Source organism: Lacrimispora amygdalina (genome assembly GCF_003432035.1).
GTDB lineage: Bacteria > Bacillota > Clostridia > Lachnospirales > Lachnospiraceae > Lacrimispora > Lacrimispora amygdalina.
This window is the reverse complement of sequence record NZ_QOHO01000026.1, coordinates 1-23991: the sequence shown is the minus strand read 5'-3', so window position 1 is coordinate 23991 and position 23991 is coordinate 1. Positions and strand designations below refer to the sequence as shown.

The following is a 23991-nucleotide window of genomic DNA, read 5'->3' as shown; positions in this document are numbered from 1 at the left end:
TACCAGATTATTCAGCAGAATCTTTCAGCAATTTTACCAGGTGATCGAAATCTGGCTCATCTATTAACTGTTTTATCTTCTCCGTATTGAATAACAGGTTTGTTATCAGCTGATAAAAATCTTCAATATTCTTGTCACCTGCTTTAGAGATAGATACTAAGAATACGATCTGCACATCATTGTGTCCCCACCGAATCGGTTCTTTTAATATACCAACTATAACGAAGCTTTTATCCGTCATGATAGTGAATGGGTGTGGAATGGCGGCAAGATTGCCAAAATCCGTCTGTCCGAGAAATTCGCGCTTCATAACTGATTCATAAAAATCTTCTGGTAATGTAAAATGCTGATTTGCAGCATCACACAGGAAACGTATCACTTCCTCCCTGCTCTGCAATTGTATATTATTGTAAAAATGTTCAGGAACAAAAAACTGCTGAATCACCTTTGTATCATCCTGTTCAAATAATTTATGAACATTGGTGAAGTCATCCCTGTCCCAAAACAGGCTCACAACAAAAACAGGTACCGGTACCGGCACATCAAGCGGTACCGTAGTGAATAAATAATCAATATCGGAATAATCATATGCGGCTACTTCCAGTACGGTACATTCCCGAATTTGATCCACATACTTTCCAAACATCTGTCTGTACCGGTGGATAAATAACTGCGAACTTCCCACTCCCGATGAACAAACAATAAGAATGTTTTTTTTCTGTATCTTCTTCTCCTGCTTCTCAAGAGCGAATTGAAACAAAAGAGCAAAATAACCAATTTCCTCTTCCGGTATACTCATACCGTAATGTTCATTTAAAACAGTACATGCATGGGCTGCCAGATTATACGCATACGGGTATTCCTTTTTTACATTATCCAAAATTGGATTCTTCAGAGGAATACCATACAGCATACGAATATTGAAAGGAACCATGTGCTTGTTCAAACACATACGCAAGTCAAAATTATCTAAAAAATCCAGTTTAAAGCCCTCGCGCACTCGCAATATCATCTGCATTGACAGATCATCTATGAAATGAGTAATTTGCAGGTTTTTATTAATGGGCAAGTCAATATCTGATAATACAGTACCCGCCAGAAGAACTGCGATATACCCAACCTCTTCCTCCGGTAATGTAACAGAAAATTGGGTTTCGACTTCAACTGCTACAAAAGCAGCCACCTCCATTATCCTGACATCGATATCCACCCTGCCGTTTACACGATCCACCTTACTGGCAATGCCATCCGCTTCTATGTGATTTCCCATCTGGATTCTCTTAACCCCAAAATACAGGCACATTGTCAATGCCTGAAAAGCGATTTCCGAAATACGCAGTGAATTCTTACAAAGAACGCTCTGCAAAATCAGCGACACGGTCTGCTGCTCGTCGTGCTTCATTTTATCATTCTTAAAAGAAAGGTTTGCTTTTAAAAAATGATTCGCCATGCAAATACGTTTGTCAAATTCACTCCCAACCGCCTTAACCCCATAATTAGGCCTTCTGACAAGCTCTATATGGTAAAAGTGAAAAATATACTCAACCTTCTTGATATCAGCGGTTATTGTATTGCGTGATACATATAAAATATCAACAAAGTATTCCAGCTTTACATAGTTAGAATGATTTAAAAGATATTCCAGCATGTAATTGACACGCTCCTCAGAATTCGATGGGAGCATCTGATATCCGCTCTCCCCTAAGGAAGAACAGAATGATGTATATAACTCTAAATCGTGAACCAACAGACGATAACCATATTTTTGCTTTGATACAATGGAAGCTCCATTGGATTCCAGAATTCTATTAAGTTCTTTGATTCGAGTACGTACAGTTTTTTCATGTGCTAAAACGGAATCAGCCAACTGAGCCGCAGTCTTGTAAGTATTCTCAGTAAGCAGACTCAGGATTTCTGTAATCTCACGATTCATAAGCTCCTCCCTTTTTCACTCTGAACGCCTCTCCTTATGGATCAGCTCAGCATAGCAAGAGCATCATCCAGAACCTTTTCTCCATTCATCATTCCATAATCCATTTGATTCACAACTGTTATATAAGGAATCTTATCTTTATACCTTTCTTTGAATCCTTCCAGCATAAATGACAGCTGAGGACCTAAAAGAAGTATATCGGTATGACGGTCAGAACTTGGAAGATTGCTGTCCGCCATTGCCACAATATCCACCTCCAAAGACCGGTCTATTGCGCTTTTACGCATTTTGTTCATTAACATACTGGTTGACATACCCATATTGCACACGAGAGTAATATAAATCATAATTAGTCCTCCTTTTCTTTGTAAATTACTTTGTACATTTCAATCATTTGAATTGCCAGGTCTCTTATTGTTATTGCATTCATTAAATGATCCTGACCGTGGACCATAATTAAACTGACGGGAGTCTGGCCGCTTTCTCCGGCCTCAGCCTGAAGTATCCCCGTTTGAAACTCATGGGCTCTGTTGAGAGCTACGTTGCATTGCTCGATATTTTCTGCAGCAAGATCATAGTCTTTACTCTGCGCAGCGGTGATCGCCTTCATCGCCATACTCCTGGCATTCCCCCCATTCACCACCAGTTCCATGACAATTTGCTCAAGATTATTTATCACTCACATCACCTCCATATTTGTATGGATTCATTATACTTTTGATTAAATCTAAACTCCACCACATGATTTTCCTTTTTTAATATGATAATTATTGTTCATCGCCCCTAATATCCGGATCCCTAACTGTAAGATTCATAATAAGCAGAGATCCGGCGAAAATCAATCACTCCTGGAATAACAGATACTTTTTACCAAAATCCAACCGGCTATTATCGTATAAGTTGAAACATTTTGAATCCATCAACTGTTTCATACAAAAAAAGACCAAAAAATGGCTGCAATAAGCGTCCATTTTTTGATCCATATTAACTCTAAGATAGCATAACCTTTTTATTTTGCAATAACCTTCACGAATTTCTTCTTTCCACGTCTCACAACCGCACCATCAGCCAGCTGTTCCCTGGTATAAAAAGCTTTTACATCATTCACGGAATCTCCATCTACGGTAACTCCGCCCTGTTCCACATTCCGTCTGGCTTCTGAACGGGATGGTGCCAGACCTGATTTCTGGAGAATGGTTAAGATGTCAACACTTCCATCTGTAAAATCAGCTTCTCTCAGCTCACATACAGGCATGTTTTCTGCATTGCCGCCTGTAAACAGCTCTCTTGCGCTCTTTTTCGCCTTCTCTGCCTCTTCTTCCCCATGTACCAGCTTGGTCAGTTCGTAAGCCAGGATTTCCTTTGCCTCGTTTAACTGGCTGCCTTCCCAGCTGTCCATCTCATCAATCTGGCTTAATGGAAGGAAGGTGAGCATACGCAGACACTTTAATACATCAGCATCGGCAATATTTCTCCAGTACTGGAAGAAATCGAAAGGAGAAGTCTTCTCCGGATCAAGCCACACAGCACCCGACTGGGTTTTTCCCATCTTCTTGCCTTCGGAATTCAGCAGCAGGGTGATAGTCATGGCATGGGCATCCTTACCAAGCTTTCTTCGGATCAGCTCGGTTCCGCCAAGCATATTGCTCCACTGGTCATCTCCGCCGAACTGCATGTTGCAGCCATAGCGCTGGAACAGCTCATAAAAATCGTAGCTCTGCATGATCATGTAGTTAAACTCCAGGAAGCTTAATCCTTTTTCCATACGCTGTTTGTAGCACTCTGCACTGAGCATGCGGTTTACGGAGAAATGGGGACCGATTTCCCGGAGAAAATCAACGTAGTTTAAATCCATCAGCCAGTCAGCATTGTTCACCATCATGGCTTTTCCTTCGGAGAAGTCAATAAAACGGCTCATCTGCTTTTTAAAGCAGTCACAGTTATGAGCGATGGTTTCCACTGTCATCATCTGGCGCATGTCGCTTCTTCCGGACGGATCGCCAATCATAGCGGTTCCTCCGCCGATCAAGGCGATTGGTTTATTACCAGCCGCCTGCAGGCGTTTCATTAAACACAGAGCCATAAAATGTCCCACATGCAGACTGTCTGCTGTCGGGTCGAATCCAATATAGAATACAGCCTTTCCTTCATTGACCATTTTGCTGATCTCTTCTTCATTGGTCACCTGGGCAATCAGCCCTCTGGCCTTCAGTTCTTCGTAGATTGTCATTCCAATTCTCCTTTACATAAAAAAATAAACCCCGTCCTGTTAAAAGGACGAGGTTAAAATCTCGCGTTACCACCTTTTTTTATAAACAGCTCACGCTGCTTATCTCTTCGAGTACTGTTCTGATACTCTAGCACAATAACGGGTGCAGGAATCCGTCGCCGCCTACCGGGCCTTAAAACCTTTGGGAGCGAAGCTCAAAGATGTATTCACAGCCCGTTTTCCATGCGCCTCTCATCAACCGGCTGCTTTCTGTCTGGTATCCCGAACTGCTACTTGTTCTTATCAATGCTTTTTCTTATATATGAAGTTAGTTTTTAGTATATGAGGTTTCTTTTTATTTGTCAAGATCCTTTTTTTATCAAAGCGAATCAGACAGAATAATGCAAAATTATGAAATAATATCGTGGATCTGGCTGAGTATCTTCTTTAAACTTCCAGCTTCAATCTGCCCCGGTGCCGATTCTTTTCCAATTGCAGCAAAGGTCAGGGCAGATCCAAAAAACTCACCGGAGAACCGGCTGATCACACCCTCTTTTGACATGGACATGGTAATAATGGGGCGGTCAGAAATATCGTGTGACATCTCATAAGTTGCCGTCAAAAGCATCATAACGTCCTCCATGCTTCGCGGCATGACTGCAATTTTAGGAATGTCTGCGCCCAGCTCAATCATCAGCTTCACGCGGCGAAACAGCTCCTCTTTCTCCGGTGTTTTCTGAAAATCATGATTGGAAGCGATAACACAGACGCCCTCTTTGTGAGCTTCTCCCACAATTATCTTACCGGCTTCATCATCAAAAAACAGTTCCACATCAATCAGGTCTACATAACCGGAACGTATCAGAGCGAGATATAAATCAATATACTGCTGCACACTGATTTCCTTTTCTCCCCCTTCCCCTGCAGTCCGGAAGGTTGCAAGAAGAGGAACCTCCTTAAGGGCTTTTCGGATGCAGCCTGCCGCTTCCACAACTTTACTGATATCATGTGCATCATCAAGCCAGTCAATCCGCCATTCCGCCACATCGGCACCGCCGGCTTTTAAGTTTCCGGCAGACAATACTGCATCTTTCACTTTTGTTTCCACGATAGGCACGCATACCTTTGGCACACCTTCTCCTATGACCACATCTCTCACTCTGACCGTTTTCATTCTAATCCCTTCCTTATGCCCATATAGCATCCGTAAATTATATTTTTCTATTATAACGTTGAAGAGTAAATAGTTCAAATACAATTTTTATTCGATTTGTAAAATGTAAATACTGTCAGAAAAATACACTTAAAAAATAGCGCCGGATAAGTTCCGGCGCTATTTTGACTGCTATCATAATTCAGGTTTATTTTGCCTTTTCAAGAGCAGCCGCAACCGCCTCTTTGATTCCCTTAGAAGAGTTGGTCGCACCTGACACCCCGTCTACAGAAGTACTTTGTGTTCTTATAATGGATGAAGTGACCGTTTTCTCTGCTGCCTCATAGATTCCCGGAGTCTCATGATGATCGGTCAGTTCGATGGCAGTCACACTTCCGTCTTTCACCACAACCTCTACAGTTATCTCTCCGTTATTTCCTTTACCGGTTCCGGTATAGGTTCCATCCTTATAGTTTCCCTTTACTTCCGGCTGTGCTGCATCTCCTTCTTCTGCTAACTTCATGGTTTTCTCAGTGAAACCGCCATTTGCAGCAACATAGTCATAAGCCGCACTTCCTGCCAGTCTTCCGAAAACCACAATATCAGTCACTGCGTTTCCGCCCAGCCGGTTTGCTCCGTGAACTCCGCCAACTACCTCTCCGGCTGCAAAAAGTCCCGGTATTGCACTGCCATCCTCTTTTAACACCTGGGTGGTGGTATCAATCTTCACTCCGCCCATGGTATGATGAACAGCAGGCGCACACAGTCCCGCATAGTAAGGCGGCATACTTAACGGAACTTCCATACTTTCTCTTCCGAATTCTGTATCCTTACCCTCTGCCTGGTACTTTGCATACTGTTCCAGAGTTGCTTTCAGCTGATCCTTATCAACACCGAGGGCTTCTGCCAGTTCCTCCGGTGTATCCGCCTGGGTAATAATGCCCTGACCGATATATTTCTCAATTGCGGATAAGCTATCTCTTACAGACTGGTCAAATACCATGAAACAGGTTTTTCCCTCCTGATTTAAAATGGCCTCTGAAACCACGTCTCTTGTTTCCAGCTCATTGACAAAACGTTTACCGGACCGGTTTACCAAAATTGCTCCGTTTCCACGGACACCTTCTGTGTACATGGTAGTTGTATCCGGATTAACGGTTGGATGTGTCTGGATCTGGTCAATATCCACAAGTCCTGCCTTCAGCTCCTCTGCCATGACAATTCCATCACCGGTAGCACCGGAGTGGTTGGTGGTGCAAAAGCCGTCTAAGTCTTTTTTATATTTCACCACCATCTCAGAATTGGCTCCAAATCCTCCTGTTGCTAAAATCACAGCCTTGCAGGAGATCGTATAAGGCTCGCCGCCCTTTGTTACTGCCTGTACTCCCTGCACAGCGCCCTCTTCGCTCAGTAAAATATGTACTGCTTCCGTCTCTAAAAATACAGGTACATCCAGTTCCTTCAGCTTTGCATTAAGAGCATTTACAAGCATGGGACCCACTGCGGAAGTATCGGACGGACGGTGGATTCTCTTAACGCTGGCTCCGCCGAACTGCCCTACTACGGATAAATCTCCGCCTATTTCATTGACCCATGTAACCGCATCTGCAGACTGCTCCGCCATCACCTGAACAAGCTTTGGATCATTTAAATCTTTGCCGCCTTTCATGGTGTCTTCCACAAACAGTTCAACGGAATCCTCAATTCCTTCTGCTTCCTGATACGGTGTTTCAGCCGCATTCAAACCGCCGGTGGCGCGGACAGTATTTCCTCCTGTAATCGGCATTTTTTCCAATACAACAAGATTAGTGGCTCCTTTTTGGACTGCTTCAACAGCTGCTGTCATACCGGCTCCCCCTGCGCCGATAATAACAATGTCCGCCTGCTTTTCTTTTTCGTTTTCATTCCTGCCTTCTGCCGCTGCTTCCTGAACATTCTTTTTCCCGGATTTATCCAGACTGGTATAAATAGGACCAGACAATGCAATTACAGCTGCAGCAGCGGCCGCCATCACGGCAAGCCCCGCGAATTTTCCTTTTTTCATAACATTCTCCTCACTTTTTTGCTGTTAATAACAGTTTTTAAGTTGATATTATCGCATGATAACTTTGATAATAATTTATCATATATAGATCAGATTAAAAAGTTTTGGAATATAAAAAAGACCTTTTGTAAGTAAAAAAAGTCCCCGAAAAGGAACTCTCTTTACACTGATGTAATAATCATAAAATATCGGATGATTGGGTAATCCATTCTTTAATTTCGATACCATAGTTGTTTCTAGAATCGAGGGGTAACAGGGGTTGCACCCGCAATGAAAGCCTATATCTCTGGATTCCTCTAAAGCACTCATTCTGACTTAACTGCCTGGTTGACTGAAACCATAATTTCCCTGAAATACTGGAATATATTCTTAAATTTGTATCGCTAAATATTGGATTATCAGATACAAATTTATTCGCAACGGTAGCAGAGGCAGGATATTATTTTATTGATATGTATTATTTTGTTGATTAAATAATCAGTTTGATTATGTTGTAATATACGCAAAATAGCATCTTACTTCGTTAGATCCGCTGTGTGCCGATGTTGCCCGTATCGTGCCATATTCTGTCTCAATGTATATCGGGACTGTCTCAGTCGCTCCGGTTGTTGTGTTTCGTCCTATAACTGTAAAATATGTGCATTAGTGGGTTTTCATGGAAGACTGAATAATGCCTCATCGGCAGTTATTGTCCCGCTGGCTTTGCTCGCATAAACATTGCAAAAGCAAAGCTTACCAACCTTTTTACAGTCATTAATTGTAATATCAGCAGTCCATTTGACCGCTGTTCCCGTTACAACAGTTAAATTGCTATTTTCATAAAGCTGACTAATTTAAATATTAGACCAGCCAAAGAGTGTCAAATAATGCGACGAATAAAATGTACAAAAACAGAAGATATATTGACCATATCTGCGAAAAGTGGGATAATTATTTTGTAATTAGATCCCTATAATAATTACTAAGGATATCTTCATTAGGGGGGAGATGTCTGTTATAATCAATTGGTTTGTTTATAACAACTATAAGATATTTGTTTTAAAAAAATAAAAAAGGGGATGTAAAATATGAAAATTGGTAAGAACTTAAAAAAAATATTTACCATAGTAATAGCAGTAGCAATGAGTGCTTCACTTAGTATTGCGGCATTAGCAGCATCTAATACTCATGATGTTTATAACGATTATTGTTTAACCAAAACAGAATGGAATAGTGGTGCATGGGGTAATTCAGAAGATGTGGTTAACTTAGTTCTGAATGATAATGATAACTACGAGTTCTCAATTATAAAAAGGTATAGTAAATGGTCAAACGGTGGATTTTTGAGCTTCGTGCGAATATCAGATAATAAAGTTATGTGGCAGAGAAAACAGCATGAAGCTAATGATTGGTACTATTATACTATATCTGGAGAAGATTTACTCAATTACTACCATATAAATGATGGAGATTATAGGTTAGCTTATGGATATCACGGTGATTTGATGCTTTATTACAGTAAAATAATAAGAGTAACGCACGCTAATAAGTAATAGGCTGAAAGATTTTATTAGATATATTAGCACTTTGGATTTAGTGTTAAGAGGGGCAAAGTTAAAAAATTCTCCTCTTACTAGTTTAACAAGTAAAAGGTTTCATCGACATATAGAACACATATACCTTGGGGGGTCGGTAAAATTCCGACTCCTTTTTATAATAAAATTAAATTGCTATTTAACTGAGTTATCTTCTCATCAATAATAGTATTATCAACTTATGTTCGAAAAAGGTTGACAGTTAAAGATAAAAGTAATGATTTGACCATTATCTCCTGACAGCATAAAAAATAGCGAAGCAGTCTTAAACCACTTCGCTATAATGCCGAACTTATTAGTATCTCATCATAACTGACTTATTTTACAACAGCCTCATTCCGCTGCCTTCCCCTCTCTCATTTTCGCCTTATTCTGATACATCGCCTCATCTGCGAGTAGGATTGCTTTGTGTATATCATCTCCAGGCTGATGAACAGCAGTACCGTAGGAAAAAGAAACCGGCAGATCAAAACCCCCGCTGCATTGTTCCTGTGCTGTTTTAAGGACACGGTCCATCTCCTCTTCACACATCCGGCTGCTGACAAGTACGAATTCGTCTCCTCCATAGCGGTACAGCTTCATATGTCTGGACTTCTGCTTTAAAATTGCGGCCGTAACACTGCAGATTGCCTCATCTCCTGAAGAATGTCCATATTGGTCATTTAGCTGCTTTAAATTGTTTAAATCGATCATGGCAACCGTACACGGGAGCTTAAAGTTCAGTTTCTCCATCCGTCTTTCATAGGCAGTACGGCTATATGTACCAGTCATCGAATCGTACAATATTTTCTGTGTGGTAAGAAGGAGAAAATATAAAATAACACATACGGAAGAAACATTCCATATCATGAAACTCAGTCCAAAAAACACCTCCAGACAAGCAGCTGAGCCAATTCCTAAAAAAGCAGCTATAAGAAATGTTGTCTCCGCCCGCCGGTTTGGCTTATTCTGCTGTCTGGCAGAAAATACTATCAGTGTGAGCAGATAAAAAAAACCAACCGTTAAAGGCATGGGAAACAGCGGTCCTCTTCTGTATACATTGCTGATGCTCACTGAAAAAATCCATCCGCTCCATATGCTTAGGACGCTGGTGGTAAAATTTATAATCTGGGGAACGTAAAATATTTTTGGTATCTTTCCTGAAATACCCGTATCATAAATCAGCACCAGAATCATGGGAGAACACGGACCTATTGCAAAATTCAGGCAGGTAGTGATGTTTCTCAGCCTCCACACAAGCCCATTATCTCCCATGAATGCAAAATACTGATCCAGCCAGGTGACAGCCATTAAAAAAAGCTGCAGACAAATCTCCAACAGAAACAGGCGTTTAATCTTCTGTGAAAAAAGCTTGTCCACAAAAACCATGACTCCGAAAAACAACAGGATTAAAAGAGGAGCGTAATAGGACTTCATTGCCTCACGTAACATAATGACTTCCTCCCGATCATAAGATGTCGATCATTTTTAAAGCTGGACAAACAAACATTTATTATAGTTCTATATTATCATCTAACGGCTGTTTTCACAATTTCATTTTCTGCCATTTTCTACAATTTTCGACAAAGATCGTGCTGCAAAAACGGTAACATCTCCCGGCTGCAATAGCGCCCCCATGGCGTTCTGGGTATTTTTCAAGCTCAATTCCATGCCAAGCTAAATAATCTTTAAGGAGAAACGTAAGTAACGGTTAAGATTAAACCTTTATCATAAATCTGACACCATCAAAAAGGAGGCAGATTATGATTGAGGAAATTCTAAAATACAATGATATCTTTGTAAACAGCGGTTTTTATAAACGCTTTAATACCAACAAATATCCCCGAAAAAGGCTTGCCATACTGACCTGTATGGACACCCGGCTGGTAGAGCTTCTTCCTGCAGCTCTCGGTATACACAATGGAGACGTTAAATTAATTAAAAATGCCGGTGGTCTGATCCTGGACCCATGCGACAGTACCATTCGAAGCCTGCTGATTGCCATACTGGATTTTGATGTTGAGGAGATTATGGTAATCGGTCATACTGACTGCGGTGCCGCATCCGTCAGTGCGGAATCCATTATTACCCGTTTGGTACAGCGCGGTATAACAAGAGAGACCATACAGAATCAGAGAGAGATGGGATTTGATTTTGACAACCTGTTTCAGGGGTTTGATGATTCAAAAGCTTCTGTCAAACGCTCTGTTACCCTGTTAAAAGAGCACCCGCTCATGCCTTCCGGTGTTACCATAAAAGGCTTTGTTATGGATATTTCCTGCGGCAGGCTGGATCCTGTCAGCGTTTCATAAAATAGAATTGCGTTCTGACTGCCTGAACACGGCATCTCAGAACGCAATTTTTTTACAGAAAGAAAGACGGGACTGCAAATGCAGCCCCGTTATTCTTAGGAGATATTTAAAATGTAATGACACCAAGCACAACACCGGCAACCAGACATACAAGGCTGACGCCCCAAATCCAAAGAAACGAATTCTTTATATGGTCTTTGATCTCAACACCAGCAAGACCGACACCGAGGAACGTGGCCGGAACTACCGGGCTGATAAAGGTTGCACAGTTGCGGCATACTACCATGGCAATTGCCGTATGAACAGGATCTACTCCAAAGCTGTTTCCTACACTGATAAGAACCGGAAGCAGTCCGTAGAAATAAGAATCCGTACAGAACAGCATTGTCAGCGGTACAGATAAAATGCCGATAATCAGAGGCATAAAATGGCCCATAGACTGTGGAATGAATGAAGCAAGAATATTAGCCATATGGTTCATGATTTCACTCTGCTCCAGCACGCCTAAAAATACACCGGCTGCAAGAATGGTAGAAGCCATCATAAGAGCAGGGCCGGAATGAGATTTAATAATCTTATTCTGCAGTTTAGCTCCCGGATAGTTAACCAGAAGTGCAATTACACAGCCCACCATGAAAGTTAAGTAAGATGGAACCTTTAAAAATACAAGACAATAAATAACAAGCAGAGTAAGAGCTATGTTAAAGAATAAAAGCTTTGGTCTTGCAAGATCACCCAGTTCACTGGTAGAAGCACTTTCTTCCAGCAAATCGGAATCTTCCATTTCCAGTGTGCTGTCAATTCCTGCACCACGCTTCTTCTCCACAACACCCCAGAAGAATGCGGTAAATAACGCAATTACAATACCAACTGCCTGCATCGGAAGAATTCTCATCCAAAGCACATTGGCTTCAATCCCAAGAACAGAAGCAGCACGCATGGTAGGTCCGCCCCATGGAAGTAAATTCATAACGCCCATTGCTGTTACGCAGATTAAAAGCAGCGTGGTAGAACGCATTTTCAGCTTTTTGTAAATCGGAAGCATAGCCGGTATGGTGATCAGGAACGTAGAAGCTCCGCCTCCGTCCAGGTGACCAATCATTGCAATAATACAGGTCATAAATGCAACACCAACTACATTGTGCCCCACTTTTTTCATTAAAGCATTGATGATGCTGTCAAACATACCCGCATCCGTCATAATTCCGAAAAATAATACGGAAAATATGAACAGTGCAGCAGTGGAATGCACATCAGCAACCCCCGCCTTAATAAAATCCCCAACTTCTTTGACTGTAAAGGTTCCTGTTAATACCAGAATCAGCGCACTGACACAGGATACTCCGATGAATGCCAGAGCCGGAACAGTAACATTTCTCAGCAGTAAAACAATGATCATGATAATGGTTGCAAATCCTAATAATGCAAGCATTGTCTCATTCATGTTTTTCTTCCTCCTCTATATTTTGTTTATGAGGAAAGTATAAAAGTCCAACCTTACAGCCTCACATCTTCTCCCTTTCATTTCTTTAAGAGAAAAATTAAAAGTTGTTAAGATTAGACTTTTGATTTAATATAAATCCTTGAAATTCTTTACTGCTTTTAAAATAGAGGAATCCGAAACCGGCTTATCAATGTATTCGTCTATCATTCTCCGCTTCTTTGCCTCTACAAGCTCTTTTGTCACCCGGTCAGCCATAAGAATGCGGATCACCCCCGGATATGGTCCCTGCAATGACATACAGAAATCCACCCCACTTTTCCCCCTGACATACTGCTCTGTTACAACCGCATCCACTCCCTGCTCTTTTAAAACTCTTCTTGCCTCCTCAAAATCCATACAGGAGATTAGAGGAACATTCAGCCGGCTGAAGTTTTTCTCCAGAAGGCGCAAAACTTTGGGATTATCATCCACAATCATAATGCGAAGAACCGGTCCGCCGGCCTCCAGCTGGATCTGATCCTCCCGTTCCTTCTGCTCATTAACAGGAAGATACAGATGAAAGATACTGCCTTTTCCCAGGGTACTTTCTGCGAACACATATCCTTTATGGGAGTGAATAATCTGCTCCACCAGGGACAGACCAAGCCCTGTACCTTTTCCGTTTTTCTTAGTGGTGAAAAACGGATCAAAGATCTGTTTGAGCACTTCATCGCTCATTCCCCCTCCATCATCTTCCACATCAATCCGGATATAATGATCCCAGCCCTCCGGCAGCGTGGAAAGCTTATACTGGGCCAGTTCCTCCCGGTCCACTGTCTGACAGGATATGGATATGGCTCCTTCTTTATGTCCTATTGCATGAATGGCATTGACACAGATATTCAGTATTACCTGATTTAACTGGGTTTCATTGCCCAGAAAACACTCTTCCTGAAGAGTAATCATTTCCTTTAAATGTATATTGGTAGGGCAGACAGAACTAACCATCTTAATCGCCCGTTTTAACACTTTTTCCCCATGAAGATTTTTAAAGGCAGTTTCCATATTTTTTCTGCTTAATGATGAAATCTGCTGGATAATTTCCTTCGCTTTTGCCGATGCCTCATAAATTTCGGAGGCGTTGTCATAGTTCTCTGACCGCTCAGGCAGATCCATCATCAAAAGTTCTGCATACCCCATAATGGGAGTCAGTAGATTGTTAAATTCATGAGCGATGCCCCCTGTCATGGTTCCCATAATCTGCAGCCTCTGCTGATGGGCAATGGTTTCCTCACTTTGGTGAATCTCTTCCAGTATCTTATTCAGTTCCAGCAAATATGCTATTTCCTCTGTATCCTTTCGTTTCTGGACCCTTAAATCTCCAATATAAATTACCAGACCCAGAACAATTGCCATGGCACAGAAAAAAACAAGTCCAAGTTTAAAAAATCCGGTTGCAACTGGTATATAAATATCATTGTAATCAATCACTGCACTGACAACCAGGAATCCGTCCCCGATATGTGCCGGTGAATAGGCACTGATTTTTTTTACTTCCGGGACCCCCGGATCCACCCACCAATAAGAATAATACTCAGAAACCCCTTCTTCCCCACGGTTCTGTTTGTCTATCATCTGCTCCAGGCTGTTTAAATTCACGCCCGGAAACATCTCTTTCCTGCCGGAGATTACATTAATTCCCCACTGCTTCTCCTGGGGATGGGCCAGAATGATGCCTTTAGAATCCTTTATGACAACATATCCGTTGGTTCCAAGGCGGATATTGGAAACCAGTGACTTATAATAGCTTCTTTCATTAATAACTATGGAAATGGATCCGATGTCAGGTAAATTGCGCTTTAACACCAGATAAAGATCACCGTTTTCCAGTTTGCACTGAAGAAACTGCTCCGACTTGCTAATTGCAGTGACCGAGTAGGTTTTCTCAACACCATAGCCTTTCATGCTCTTTATTAAATTTCCCGAAGTATCTTCCACAATCACATCATAGACAAACCGTTTATGATTGGAAACATATTCACTGATAACACTCCAGTCCCTGGTTCCTGTTTTTTTATAATTTTCCTCCATAATATCATAAATCGTACTTAAATCTGACTGATATCCTTCAATAAAGACTTTTAGATTCTCTCCCATGCTCTGGGTTGTCAACAGCATCTGCTTCTTCTGGTTATTAATAATGGCATCCTTATATTCCTTCCAGATTCCAAAAACAAGTAAGCAGAAAATAATCAGAACTGCTGCCATCGCGCAGCAGATAAATATTCCGGCATAATTTCTATTTTCCTTTATTTTCTTCATGATTTAAAGCTCCTCGTTTTCTTCTTCCTCATTGACTTGTTCTGTTATTAATATTATAATAAATTATAACATATTTCGATAAAATTCTACATGATTTTCATTTGGGGGAAGCTATGTCTGATAAAGTATTAATCGTAGATGATGATCCATCTGTTTTAAAGCTGCTGGAAAAAGTCATGCACAGCAATGATTTAGAAACCACTCTGGCAGACAGCGGTCTTGCTGCTCTTAACTGTATAAAAAATCATACCTATGATATGATCCTTATGGATGTCATGCTGGGAGATATGGAAGGCTTTGAAGTCATTAAGAAGCTTCGGAGCCAGGGAATACAGACGCCGGTTATGATTGTCAGCGGTCGGAACGAGGACTACGATTCCTTATATGGTCTTTCTCTGGGGGCCGATGATTATATCACCAAGCCTTTCCGCCCACTTGTATTAGGCGCCAAGGTAAAGGCGCTCATAAGGCGCTACAAGAATCAGGTACTGGACAGTTCCGATATTCTGGAATGCGGTCCCTTTTCCTATAACACTTCCACCATGCGCTTTTATAACAAAGGGGAAGAGATCATTCTCTCTTCAAAGGAAAGCAGTCTTATGCTGCTGTTTTTAAAGCATCCAGGGCAGGTTTATACAAAAGAGATGATCTATGAGCACGTATGGGGCAACAGTGTTGCAGTTGACGATAATGCCATTATGGTTTATATCAATCGTCTCCGGAGTAAAATCGAAGAAGACCGGCAAAAGCCGGCCCATATTGTAACTGTCAGAGGTCTGGGATACCGGTTTATCCCTTAGGCCTCTGGCTTTTTTTATTGATCAGATATTGAAGCGTGGTTTCAGGCACCACATCCTTAATATGTTTAAAATCACCCTTTTCATACCAGGCTCTCACCAAAGAGGCACTGACTGCAGTTCCTTTGATCTCTTTTCTTTCAAATTCCATAACCTGAATTCCATATTGGGGCAGAATCTGTTTCATTTCTTCATTGTACTGTCCTGTTATGGCACAGTTTGGCTCGGTCCCCACAAAACGCTTTGTAATTCCCAGTTCCGGAGCTATGCGGCGTGCAAATAAAGTCAGATCCAGAAGGCAGTTGGCCTTTTGAGCCTGGGCTTTCTCCTTAATAAAATAGGTGGGAAACGTAGCAGCGGAGATAACAAAATCTGATGACCGGTGAACGATAACCCGGGATAAATCATGAACGCCTTCTTTTACCAGCTGATAACGGTCCTCCGCGTTAAAAAAGCTCCTGTCATCGGATAAGACAAGCACATGAAGATAATCACAGTGGTTCAGTGCCTGCTCCACCAGATACCGGTGTCCATTGGTAAAAGGATTGCAGTTTACTACCATACAGCCGATTACCTGGCCGGTAAGCAGTGCTTCTTTCGGTGACTCCTCTTTCAAACGGCGGATAAACTGATCAAAGCCTTCTTTCCGGTTCTCCATAAAAAGAATTTCCCCGGTCTTTAAAACGCCATAAAATCCCAGATTTTCAAACATTTCCTGATTCTCCGGCTTGGTATAAAGGAGTATATGGGACCTTCCCTTTTCAAATTCATACTGAACCAGTGCGGAAACAATGGTTGCCGCCAGTCCGAACCCTCTTGCAGCCTGATCCACAGCAATGCATTTTAACACATTGTCATGAGCAGAGCCTGTTGCCACAATCTGGCAGTTTTCATCCAAAAGGCATATGGTATACTCGATTTCGTGATCGTAATCCAGATGATTACAGGCAAGAAACTCCTTCAAACGCTCCAGCTCTTTCCCCCGAAAGGGTCTGCCTTCCAGTCTCATGAATTCCATAAAGTCCTCCCCACTCTCCTGTTAACAGCGTGAGAAATATGGTGACAGCAAGAAGATCCGCACTTCCTCCTGCACTGATATTCTTTTTCACAAACCATTTGTCCAGTTCTTTTAGTAAATCAATACTTTCTTTCCTGTAGGCACCTCCGGCTTTTAAAAACTCTGCGGCGATTTTCTTCACCTGGTTTAACACCTTGGGATTATGCCTGGAAAGAATGTTGGAATCATCCACCTGGCTCATAAGGTGGAACAAGGTTTCCAGCTTCACCCGGTTCCACTCCTGACCGTTATAAAGACCCATGGACATCACCGGCAGTGAAATTTTAAATACAGAGAAATATCCGCTGATGGCCTCTCCTCTTGCACCGGTCAGCCCGTACTTTTGAAGGTTTTTTTCACCTTTTGAAACAAAGGTTTCCATGTTCTGTACTTCTTTCACCAGCACATTTCTGACCATTGCCTGTTCCATCTCCATGAGCTGTTTTAAGGCAACCCTTCCGAAAGAGCGGTGGCAGGCTCCTGCTGCCCCGCATAAAATTCCCAGATGAAAGACCAGCCCCTTGTGTGTATTCACTCCTCCAGTCGCCTGATACATGGCACGTTCCGCCAGAATTCCGATTCTGCGAATGGTTTCAAATAACACAGGAGGCGCTTCCCACAACCTCTCCCCCTCCAGAGCCATTGTGACAAAATAAGGCTTCAGGGCCTTGGCGCTCCGCTCAAAGGAGACCACATTCATATCAGTATGGGCCCCGTTGGAATAAGGATCTACCAGACCCGGCTTGGGAAGAGTATAGACCTCCTCAAGCAGCGCACGATACGCCATATTTCCAATACGATATGCAGCTTCTTCCTCTCTGGACGGTACGTTCACACAAGACCTGCTTTGCATTGTCTATTCTCCTGAAAATTCAAATTTTTTAATCTTACGGACAACATCCATTACTGTGCCATCACGGCTTTCAATGATTCCCACTACTTTATCATCAAACTGCACCCGTTCCGGCTCCCCTACGATGGAATATGCGATATCCCGCAGTTCTTCAATGGTTTTAAACGGAAGATCCACATTCTTCATGCAGTCAATTAAATCCTGTCTTCTGGGATTAATTGCAATACCGTAATCAGTAATTACCACGTCAATGGATTCTCCCGGAGTGGTGACCGTCGTTACATCGGTACAGATAGCCGGAATTCTTCCCTGAAGAAGAGGTGCAATCACGATGGTACATTTTGCACCGGCCGCTGTATCCGGATGGCCTCCCTGGGCACCGGTAATGATGCCGTCGGATCCAACCACAACGTTACAGTTAAAATTCACGTCTACTTCCAATGCCGCCAGTATTACAAAATCCAGCTTATTGACGACTGCTCCTTTGTTAAATGGGTCCGCATATTCACCGGCGCTGATTCGGAAATGTCTGGGATTGATTACGGACTCCACTGCATTTAAATCAAAGTCCTGGGTATCTAACAATGCGTCTACCTGGTTATTCTCCAATAGATCACACATGGGTTTTGTTAAGCCACCCACACCGAACTTCATTCGTATATTTCTCTCCTTCATGATTTTGGAAAGAGATATGGTAGAAGCGATGGAAGCGCCGCCAACACCCGTCTGATAAGAAAATCCGTCTTTGAAATAAGGGGTGTTTACCACAAACTGGGTGCAATAATCCGCCATCATCAGCTTTCTCATATCTGTGGTGGGTTTTGCAGCTCCTGTGGCGATTTTATCCGGGTTTCCGATCTGGTCAACCACAACCACATAATCCACTTTTGTCATGGAAATATGGGCAGGAAAGTTTGGAAATGGAACCAGACAGTCCGTGATTGCAACCACCTTATCCGCATAATCCGCATCAACCATGGAGTAGGAAAGCACGCCGCAGTCAGACTTTCCGCCAATTCCACGGCAGTTTCCGTAATCATCGCAGGTAGGCGCTCCGATAAATGCAATATCGATTCTCACTTCCCCAGTCTCTATGGCACGGACTCTTCCGCCGTGGGAACGCATGACAGCCAGTCCTTTCAGTTTTCCTTCTGAAATGGCACGTCCGATTTTTCCTCTCACGCCGGAAGACTGAATGTTTGTAATTGTTCCGTCTTCTATATATTCCACCAGCTTATCATGGGCTTTTCCCAGAGAACTGGCACAGATGGTAATATCCTTAATCCCCATGTTGTGAATCTCTTCCATCACCATGTTAACTACATAATCCCCATCACGGAAATGGTGGTGAAAGCCCAGTGTCATTCCATCCTGAATGCCGCATTTTACCAGCACCTCATGAATGTTCTCCACAAGTTTGCTTCCTTCTGAATTGATGACACATCTGGTAGACGGACCATCCTTCTTATATTCATAGCCGTCAAAATAATGATTTCCCTTAAATGGTTCTTTTCCTGTTATTTTTAAGATTTCTTCTGGAATCTCTCTTCCTACTGCATTGATCATCTTATAAATCTCCTTTATATACGCCGGAAGCCTTAGCCAGTTCAATGGTTCTCCTTGCTCCGTCATAGAATGCAATATCAATCATCTTACCATCCACTGTAAATACACCGATACCCATTTTCTTCTTCTCTTCAATCTCTTTCACCACTTTTTCCGCAAAGATAATATCCTTTCCGGAAGGAGTAAAGATTTCATGAACAACAGGAATCTGGCGCGGATTGATGATCGACTTGCCGTCAAAGCCCATGAGATGAATTGTTTCCACATCCTTTCGGAAGCCTTCCATATCATCAAGGTCGGTATATACCGTGTCAAAGCACTGTACCTTTGCCGCCCTTGCTGCAATTATTAAATTCTGTCTGGCTCCCATCAGCTCAATTCCGGTTCCAGTAATACGGGTCTGCAGGTCTTTGGTATAATCTCCTCCTGACAAAGCGATTCCAAAGAGACGTTCCGATGCTTCGCAGATATCCAGAGCCTTCATGACACCTCTTGCTGATTCGATGGCTGCCATAATAAGGGTTCTGCCTTCCGGCATCCCAAAATCCTTTTCTGCCTTTATAATTTCTTCTTCCACCCTGTGAATGTCATTTGGACATTCCGTTTTTGGAATACGAATGGCATCACAACCGCCGGCTACTGCACAGCGGATATCTTCCTGCCAGTATGGCGTATCCAGTCCGTTAATACGAACCACCCGTTCACACCCTCTGTAATCAATCTCTTTCAGAGCGTGGTACAGGGAAAACCTGGCAGCATCCTTCTGGTTTTCTGCAACCGCATCCTCTAAATCCAGCATGATGCTGTCCGGTCTATAAATATAGGGATCCTTAATAAGTCCCGGTTTCTGGGCATTTAAAAACATCATGGTTCTTCTGAGCCGCTTTTTCACTAAATTGATCATTCTCTGGCACCTCCCCAATGAATATTGACAAAGTGGTCCATGGAGCGGGATACTGCTCCTTCTACCCTGGCTTTAATGGTACAGTCAAGAGCTCCTTTGTCTACTATGGAAATTTTAATATTATCCACTCCCAAATGATTCAGAGTTTCAAAAACCACGTTTCTGATCTGGTTGCCATACTGATTGATCACTGCACTCTCCAGTGTAAAATCGATCCTGCCGTCTCCTGGCTCCACAGTCACCTGACAGTCACTGGATTCCAGCGTTCCGGCCATAGCCGGTCTTTCTATCTCCATTTTGTTTAAAGCCTCCCTTTTATTTTCTATGGTTTCAGTTTACACGGGGAATCTTAACTCTGGAAAAAATGTACCTTAAAAAATATTAAGAAAGGGAGCCTGCAGTCAAATACAGGACTCCCTCTCTTAATCTGATTTTTTTTCACTTTTCCAGACATGAATTAAACGCTCCACTTCACGATAAAGTTCCTCAACCGAATGGCTTCTGTTTCTGGCACATCCTTTCGCATCCTGCCCGCAGATTAAACATTTGCGGACAGGTGATAAAAGAGATTCCCTGCTTATACTGAAACCTTCTTTATCATAAACGTCAATATCCCACAGCCGTCCTAATGGATGGTTTTCTTCCAGTCTGACTGCCAGACCTTTTACTGCGGCAGCATCAGTACAGTCTAAAGCATAAAATTTTATATAACCTGCATTCTCCGACACCACATTCATCTCTTTCATTCTCACACCCGCATCCGAAACTGCCTGTTCCAACATTTTCGTTCCCTCCTCAAAAGCAAGCAGAATGTCGGGGGAAGTCTTTACCGGTCCCGGGATGTTCATTGCCAGTGCCATCGTCACCATCCCCTTATGTTTTTTTCTCAGTTCCTCCTGGATTCTGACTTTCTTCTCCCGAAACGAAAGCATTTCCTCAAGATCTACATATCTCTCCATATTTTACCTCTTAACCTGCTTTAATACTTATAGTTTTCTGATCTTCATTGTCAAAGGAATTACCATAAGAATCCAGACGATTGGTTCTGCTATGATAATTCCCATATATTTAAGAACCGGTGCCAGAAATGCTGCAATGGCAACTTTCCCAGCCAGTTCAATAAAGCTGGACACAACCGGTGTTTTATGATCCCCACACCCCTGAAGTGCATTTCTGAATATGGAAATTGCGGCAGGCACAAAATAGAAAAGGGTATTGATCCTTAAATAAAGGGCTGCAGTTCCGGCTATCCGGCGATTCAAAGAGCCTGTCACCAGATATACCAGATAAGGCGCCACAGTGTAGCTTAAAAGAATCATTGCCACCGACCAGACGGACGTAATGATAAGTGCCTGCGAAATCCCCTTATGAATCCGGGATATCTTACCCGCTCCCATATTCTGACCGCAGAAATTCGCCATGGTAACGCCCATGACCGAAAACGGAAGCATGAAAAACTCCGTGATCTTACGTGCAGCAGTGTGGGCAACGATGATATCTGTCCCCAGAAGATTGATTGCGCTCTGCAGGGAAAGGGTTCCGAAAAATACCAGTGACATCATAAGTGCCATGGATATTCCATATGTATAAAGCTGCCGGACCTCTCCCCCTGTAATCCAAAAATCCCGGATATGAAAACGAAAAACCGGATACCGCTTTATCATATAAACCAGGCTTAAGACTGCTGAGAGGGACTGGGACAATACAGTTGCAATAGCTGCTCCCTCCACCCCCTGATGAAGGACAAGTATGAAGAAAAGGTCCAGAAACACATTAAGAATACTGGACAATATTAGAAACACCAATGGAGCTGCCGTATCCCCCACCGCTCTTAAAATGGAAGCACAGGCGTTATAAAGCATGGTCATGACCATTCCAAGCAGAATGATCCGGATATAGCCTTTCGCAGCAGGCATTAGAGATTCCGGTACATGAAGCGCCCTTAAAAAGAATGGCAGTCCTCCCACACACAGCAGTGTGAGCAGAACAGAGGTCAGGGTACCAAGAAGCAGGCATCCTGCCGAATACCTCCTGACCCGCTCTTCCACCCCTGCCCCGTAACTTCTTGCTGTAAGCAGGGCAAATCCGCCGGTCAGTCCGGATAAAAAGCCAATAAACAGAGTGCTGATGGAAGTGGTTGCCCCCACAGCTGCCAGCGCACTTTCTCCCAGGGTGCTTCCCACTACCCGGGTATCTGCAAGGCTGTAAAATAGCTGAAACAGATTACCAGCTGCAACAGGAAGCGCAAACTGGAGCATGATTTTCCCAGGGCTGCCTTTTGTTAAATCCCTCATTCTTTCTCCTTTGTAACCTCATTATTCCCCCTCAATCAAATACCTTCAGACAGTAAAATCTTCAAACCCGGAAATCATGGGATATGGCGCAAGGCTTTTTACCGGACCGGTTATCGTACCCTTGACATAAGAGCTGAATGCCGGGCGGCGGAATGGTTCTTTTGTTTTATTTTTAATCAGTCTGTCGTTTCTTCCCAATTCTCCTATGTAATTTCCGCTCCTGTCATACAGCTCTCTGCCGTAAAATTTTCCAAGAACCGTTCCGTCACACGCAACTAAATAATCCCGTTGCTTTACCCCGATATAGCTACCTCCCCAGTTCCAATATTTTTCCATATTTTTAACACCTTTCCAATTTTCATTCGTAAACATCATACAACATTTTCAGAAAAAATGGAACACTTAAGACGAGACACTTAGTCAAACTTGACCAAATTTCAAGGAACACTGGATTTTTCCCGTGTTCTGTTATATAATCAACAGCAAAAACAAAAAACCAGCACATACACAGGAGGATATTATGGGATTTCAATATGTCAGTAATCTGCCCAGCCCGGAAGAAATCAAAGATCGTTTTCCCCTTCCGGCCGCTTTAAAAGCCCTTAAGATAGAAAGAGACCAGGCCATCAGTGACGTACTTACAGGAAACAGCGACAAATTTCTGGTTATTATTGGTCCCTGTTCTGCTGATAACGAAGATTCTGTCTGTGATTATGTAAATCGTCTGGTAAAGATTCAGGAAAAAACAAAAGACCGTCTGATCCTGGTCCCCAGAATTTACACCAATAAGCCAAGAACCACAGGCGAAGGATATAAAGGAATGCTTCACCAGCCTGACCCGGAGAAAAAGCCGGACATGCATGAAGGTCTTATCGCCATCCGCCATATGCACATGAAAGTATTTGAAGAAACCGGTTTATCCACAGCAGACGAGATGCTTTATCCGGAGAATTTAACCTACCTTGACGATATCATGTCCTACATCGCCATTGGGGCGCGTTCCGTGGAAAACCAGCAACACCGTTTAACTTCCAGCGGCTGCGAAGTGGCCGTTGGAATGAAGAACCCCACCAGCGGTGATATGTCGGTTATGCTTAATTCCGTAGTTGCCGCCCAGCAGGCCCATGACTTCACCTATCGCGGCTGGGAAGTAAAAAGTTCCGGCAATCCCCTTGCCCATACCATCCTGCGCGGTGCGGTCAACAAGCACGGCCAGTGTATCCCCAATTATCATTTTGAAGATTTATTTCTTCTTCATGAGATGTACAGCAGACGCAGCCTGAAAAATCCTGCCTGTATCGTCGATGCAAACCATTCAAACTCCAACAAAAAATACAGGGAACAGATCCGTATCTCCAAAGAAGTCCTTCACAGCAGAAAGCATGCACCGGAGATCCGCAGCCTTGTTAAGGGATTGATGATTGAAAGCTATATTGAGCCGGGATGCCAGAAGGTTGGAGATGGATGCTATGGAAAATCCATCACAGATCCATGCCTTGGGTGGGAGGAATCCGAGCGTCTGCTTTATGAGATCGCTGAGAACTGCTGATTAATAGAGTAGAGAAATAATT

Annotated in this window: 21 protein-coding genes and 1 other annotated feature; of the genes, 4 read left to right on the top strand and 17 right to left on the bottom strand. The window is 42.8% G+C overall.

From position 1 onward, the window contains the following. Positions 1-7 precede the first annotated feature (7 nt). The 6 genes from DS742_RS09220 to DS742_RS09195 form a co-directional block, all read right to left on the bottom strand. Positions 8-1933, bottom strand: coding sequence for a BglG family transcription antiterminator (locus DS742_RS09220; RefSeq protein ID WP_117416707.1), 1926 nt, complete (start codon positions 1931-1933; stop codon positions 8-10). A 41-nt stretch (positions 1934-1974) separates the two neighbouring features. Then, entirely contained in the window at positions 1975-2280 is a 306-nt protein-coding gene (locus DS742_RS09215) for a PTS sugar transporter subunit IIB (RefSeq protein WP_117416706.1), read from the bottom strand. 2 nt (positions 2281-2282) lie between these two features. Further along, a complete protein-coding gene (locus DS742_RS09210) occupies positions 2283-2612 on the bottom strand; it encodes a PTS lactose/cellobiose transporter subunit IIA (RefSeq protein ID WP_242996437.1) in 330 nt (109 codons plus the stop codon). A 330-nt stretch (positions 2613-2942) separates the two neighbouring features. Then, entirely contained in the window at positions 2943-4163 is a 1221-nt protein-coding gene (tyrS, locus tag DS742_RS09205; protein ID WP_117416705.1) for a tyrosine--tRNA ligase, read from the bottom strand. Positions 4164-4203: 40 nt separating this feature from the next. Next, positions 4204-4458 (bottom strand) — a binding site (T-box leader). 93 nt (positions 4459-4551) lie between these two features. Then, positions 4552-5316 carry a type I 3-dehydroquinate dehydratase gene (gene aroD, locus DS742_RS09200; RefSeq protein WP_117416704.1) on the bottom strand — a complete coding sequence of 255 codons (765 nt, stop codon included), beginning with the start codon at positions 5314-5316 and terminating at the stop codon, positions 4552-4554. Between the two features lie 187 nt (positions 5317-5503). After that, positions 5504-7339, bottom strand: a complete 1836-nt coding sequence (locus tag DS742_RS09195; RefSeq protein WP_242996436.1) for a flavocytochrome c — start codon at positions 7337-7339, stop codon at positions 5504-5506. 1067 nt (positions 7340-8406) lie between these two features. On the opposite strand from DS742_RS09195, the gene DS742_RS09185 reads away from it, so the two are divergent. Then, the gene (locus tag DS742_RS09185) at positions 8407-8871 is read left to right on the top strand and encodes a hypothetical protein (protein ID WP_117416702.1); all 465 of its coding nucleotides are present in this window, start codon (positions 8407-8409) and stop codon (positions 8869-8871) included. Between the two features lie 375 nt (positions 8872-9246). Here the strand turns inward: DS742_RS09185 and DS742_RS09180 are convergent, their stop codons facing one another. Then, complete coding sequence (locus tag DS742_RS09180) at positions 9247-10344, bottom strand: GGDEF domain-containing protein (protein ID WP_117416701.1); 1098 nt, start codon at positions 10342-10344, stop codon at positions 9247-9249. A 311-nt stretch (positions 10345-10655) separates the two neighbouring features. Here DS742_RS09180 and DS742_RS09175 point away from each other — a divergent pair, with 311 nt between their 5' ends. Continuing rightward, a complete protein-coding gene (locus tag DS742_RS09175; RefSeq protein ID WP_117416700.1) occupies positions 10656-11204 on the top strand; it encodes a beta-class carbonic anhydrase in 549 nt (182 codons plus the stop codon). A gap of 106 nt (positions 11205-11310) precedes the next feature. On the opposite strand, the gene DS742_RS09170 is transcribed toward DS742_RS09175, so the two are convergent. Both DS742_RS09170 and DS742_RS09165 read right to left on the bottom strand, forming a co-directional pair. Beyond that, complete coding sequence (locus tag DS742_RS09170) at positions 11311-12648, bottom strand: CitMHS family transporter (RefSeq protein ID WP_117416699.1); 1338 nt, start codon at positions 12646-12648, stop codon at positions 11311-11313. 126 nt (positions 12649-12774) lie between these two features. Then, a complete protein-coding gene (locus DS742_RS09165) occupies positions 12775-14949 on the bottom strand; it encodes an ATP-binding protein (RefSeq protein ID WP_117416698.1) in 2175 nt (724 codons plus the stop codon). 113 nt (positions 14950-15062) lie between these two features. Between DS742_RS09165 and DS742_RS09160 the strand changes: the two genes are divergently transcribed. Then, positions 15063-15749 (top strand): response regulator transcription factor, encoded by a 687-nt coding sequence (locus DS742_RS09160; protein WP_117416697.1) that lies wholly within the window; start codon positions 15063-15065, stop codon positions 15747-15749. Here the strand turns inward: DS742_RS09160 and citC are convergent. The 8 genes from citC to DS742_RS09120 all read right to left on the bottom strand — a co-directional run bounded on the left by citC (position 15739) and on the right by DS742_RS09120 (position 22756). Further along, a complete protein-coding gene (gene citC / locus DS742_RS09155; protein ID WP_117416696.1) occupies positions 15739-16764 on the bottom strand; it encodes a [citrate (pro-3S)-lyase] ligase in 1026 nt (341 codons plus the stop codon). The two genes, DS742_RS09160 and citC, sit on opposite strands and share 11 nt — an antisense overlap. Further along, complete coding sequence (gene citG / locus DS742_RS09150; RefSeq protein WP_117416761.1) at positions 16688-17656, bottom strand: triphosphoribosyl-dephospho-CoA synthase CitG; 969 nt, start codon at positions 17654-17656, stop codon at positions 16688-16690. Before citG ends, citC begins: the two co-directional genes overlap by 77 nt. A gap of 3 nt (positions 17657-17659) precedes the next feature. After that, positions 17660-19222, bottom strand: coding sequence for a citrate lyase subunit alpha (gene citF / locus DS742_RS09145; protein ID WP_117416695.1), 1563 nt, complete (start codon positions 19220-19222; stop codon positions 17660-17662). Between the two features lies 1 nt (position 19223). After that, a complete protein-coding gene (locus tag DS742_RS09140) occupies positions 19224-20126 on the bottom strand; it encodes an aldolase/citrate lyase family protein (RefSeq protein ID WP_117416694.1) in 903 nt (300 codons plus the stop codon). Further along, positions 20123-20422, bottom strand: coding sequence for a citrate lyase acyl carrier protein (gene citD / locus DS742_RS09135; protein WP_117416693.1), 300 nt, complete (start codon positions 20420-20422; stop codon positions 20123-20125). The genes DS742_RS09140 and citD overlap by 4 nt, the downstream gene beginning before the upstream one ends. A gap of 126 nt (positions 20423-20548) precedes the next feature. Continuing rightward, on the bottom strand, positions 20549-21085 hold the full coding sequence (gene citX / locus DS742_RS09130) for a citrate lyase holo-[acyl-carrier protein] synthase (protein ID WP_117416692.1): 537 nt from the start codon (positions 21083-21085) through the stop codon (positions 20549-20551). A gap of 27 nt (positions 21086-21112) precedes the next feature. Next, positions 21113-22420: an MATE family efflux transporter gene (locus tag DS742_RS09125; protein ID WP_117416691.1), complete on the bottom strand. Its 1308-nt coding sequence runs from the start codon at positions 22418-22420 to the stop codon at positions 21113-21115. 45 nt (positions 22421-22465) lie between these two features. Further along, a complete protein-coding gene (locus DS742_RS09120) occupies positions 22466-22756 on the bottom strand; it encodes a hypothetical protein (RefSeq protein ID WP_117416690.1) in 291 nt (96 codons plus the stop codon). Positions 22757-22940: 184 nt separating this feature from the next. Between DS742_RS09120 and DS742_RS09115 the strand changes: the two genes are divergently transcribed. Further along, positions 22941-23969 (top strand): 3-deoxy-7-phosphoheptulonate synthase, encoded by a 1029-nt coding sequence (locus DS742_RS09115; protein WP_117416689.1) that lies wholly within the window; start codon positions 22941-22943, stop codon positions 23967-23969. Positions 23970-23991: the final 22 nt, after the last annotated feature.

Excerpts from the sequence above, each read along its gene's own strand:
- DS742_RS09220 (WP_117416707.1), bottom strand. The coding sequence starts at position 1,933 with ATGAATCGTGAGATTACAGAAATCCTGAGTCTGCTTACTGAGAATACT.
- DS742_RS09215 (WP_117416706.1), bottom strand. The coding sequence starts at position 2,280 with ATGATTTATATTACTCTCGTGTGCAATATGGGTATGTCAACCAGTATG.
- tyrS (WP_117416705.1), bottom strand. The coding sequence starts at position 4,163 with ATGACAATCTACGAAGAACTGAAGGCCAGAGGGCTGATTGCCCAGGTG.
- aroD (WP_117416704.1), bottom strand. The coding sequence starts at position 5,316 with ATGAAAACGGTCAGAGTGAGAGATGTGGTCATAGGAGAAGGTGTGCCA.
- DS742_RS09195 (WP_242996436.1), bottom strand. The coding sequence starts at position 7,339 with ATGAAAAAAGGAAAATTCGCGGGGCTTGCCGTGATGGCGGCCGCTGCT.
- DS742_RS09185 (WP_117416702.1), top strand. The coding sequence starts at position 8,407 with ATGAAAATTGGTAAGAACTTAAAAAAAATATTTACCATAGTAATAGCA.
- DS742_RS09180 (WP_117416701.1), bottom strand. The coding sequence starts at position 10,344 with ATGTTACGTGAGGCAATGAAGTCCTATTACGCTCCTCTTTTAATCCTG.
- DS742_RS09175 (WP_117416700.1), top strand. The coding sequence starts at position 10,656 with ATGATTGAGGAAATTCTAAAATACAATGATATCTTTGTAAACAGCGGT.
- DS742_RS09170 (WP_117416699.1), bottom strand. The coding sequence starts at position 12,648 with ATGAATGAGACAATGCTTGCATTATTAGGATTTGCAACCATTATCATG.
- DS742_RS09165 (WP_117416698.1), bottom strand. The coding sequence starts at position 14,949 with ATGAAGAAAATAAAGGAAAATAGAAATTATGCCGGAATATTTATCTGC.
- DS742_RS09160 (WP_117416697.1), top strand. The coding sequence starts at position 15,063 with ATGTCTGATAAAGTATTAATCGTAGATGATGATCCATCTGTTTTAAAG.
- citC (WP_117416696.1), bottom strand. The coding sequence starts at position 16,764 with ATGGAATTCATGAGACTGGAAGGCAGACCCTTTCGGGGGAAAGAGCTG.
- citG (WP_117416761.1), bottom strand. The coding sequence starts at position 17,656 with ATGCAAAGCAGGTCTTGTGTGAACGTACCGTCCAGAGAGGAAGAAGCT.
- citF (WP_117416695.1), bottom strand. The coding sequence starts at position 19,222 with ATGATCAATGCAGTAGGAAGAGAGATTCCAGAAGAAATCTTAAAAATA.
- DS742_RS09140 (WP_117416694.1), bottom strand. The coding sequence starts at position 20,126 with ATGATCAATTTAGTGAAAAAGCGGCTCAGAAGAACCATGATGTTTTTA.
- citD (WP_117416693.1), bottom strand. The coding sequence starts at position 20,422 with ATGGAGATAGAAAGACCGGCTATGGCCGGAACGCTGGAATCCAGTGAC.
- citX (WP_117416692.1), bottom strand. The coding sequence starts at position 21,085 with ATGGAGAGATATGTAGATCTTGAGGAAATGCTTTCGTTTCGGGAGAAG.
- DS742_RS09125 (WP_117416691.1), bottom strand. The coding sequence starts at position 22,420 with ATGAGGGATTTAACAAAAGGCAGCCCTGGGAAAATCATGCTCCAGTTT.
- DS742_RS09120 (WP_117416690.1), bottom strand. The coding sequence starts at position 22,756 with ATGGAAAAATATTGGAACTGGGGAGGTAGCTATATCGGGGTAAAGCAA.
- DS742_RS09115 (WP_117416689.1), top strand. The coding sequence starts at position 22,941 with ATGGGATTTCAATATGTCAGTAATCTGCCCAGCCCGGAAGAAATCAAA.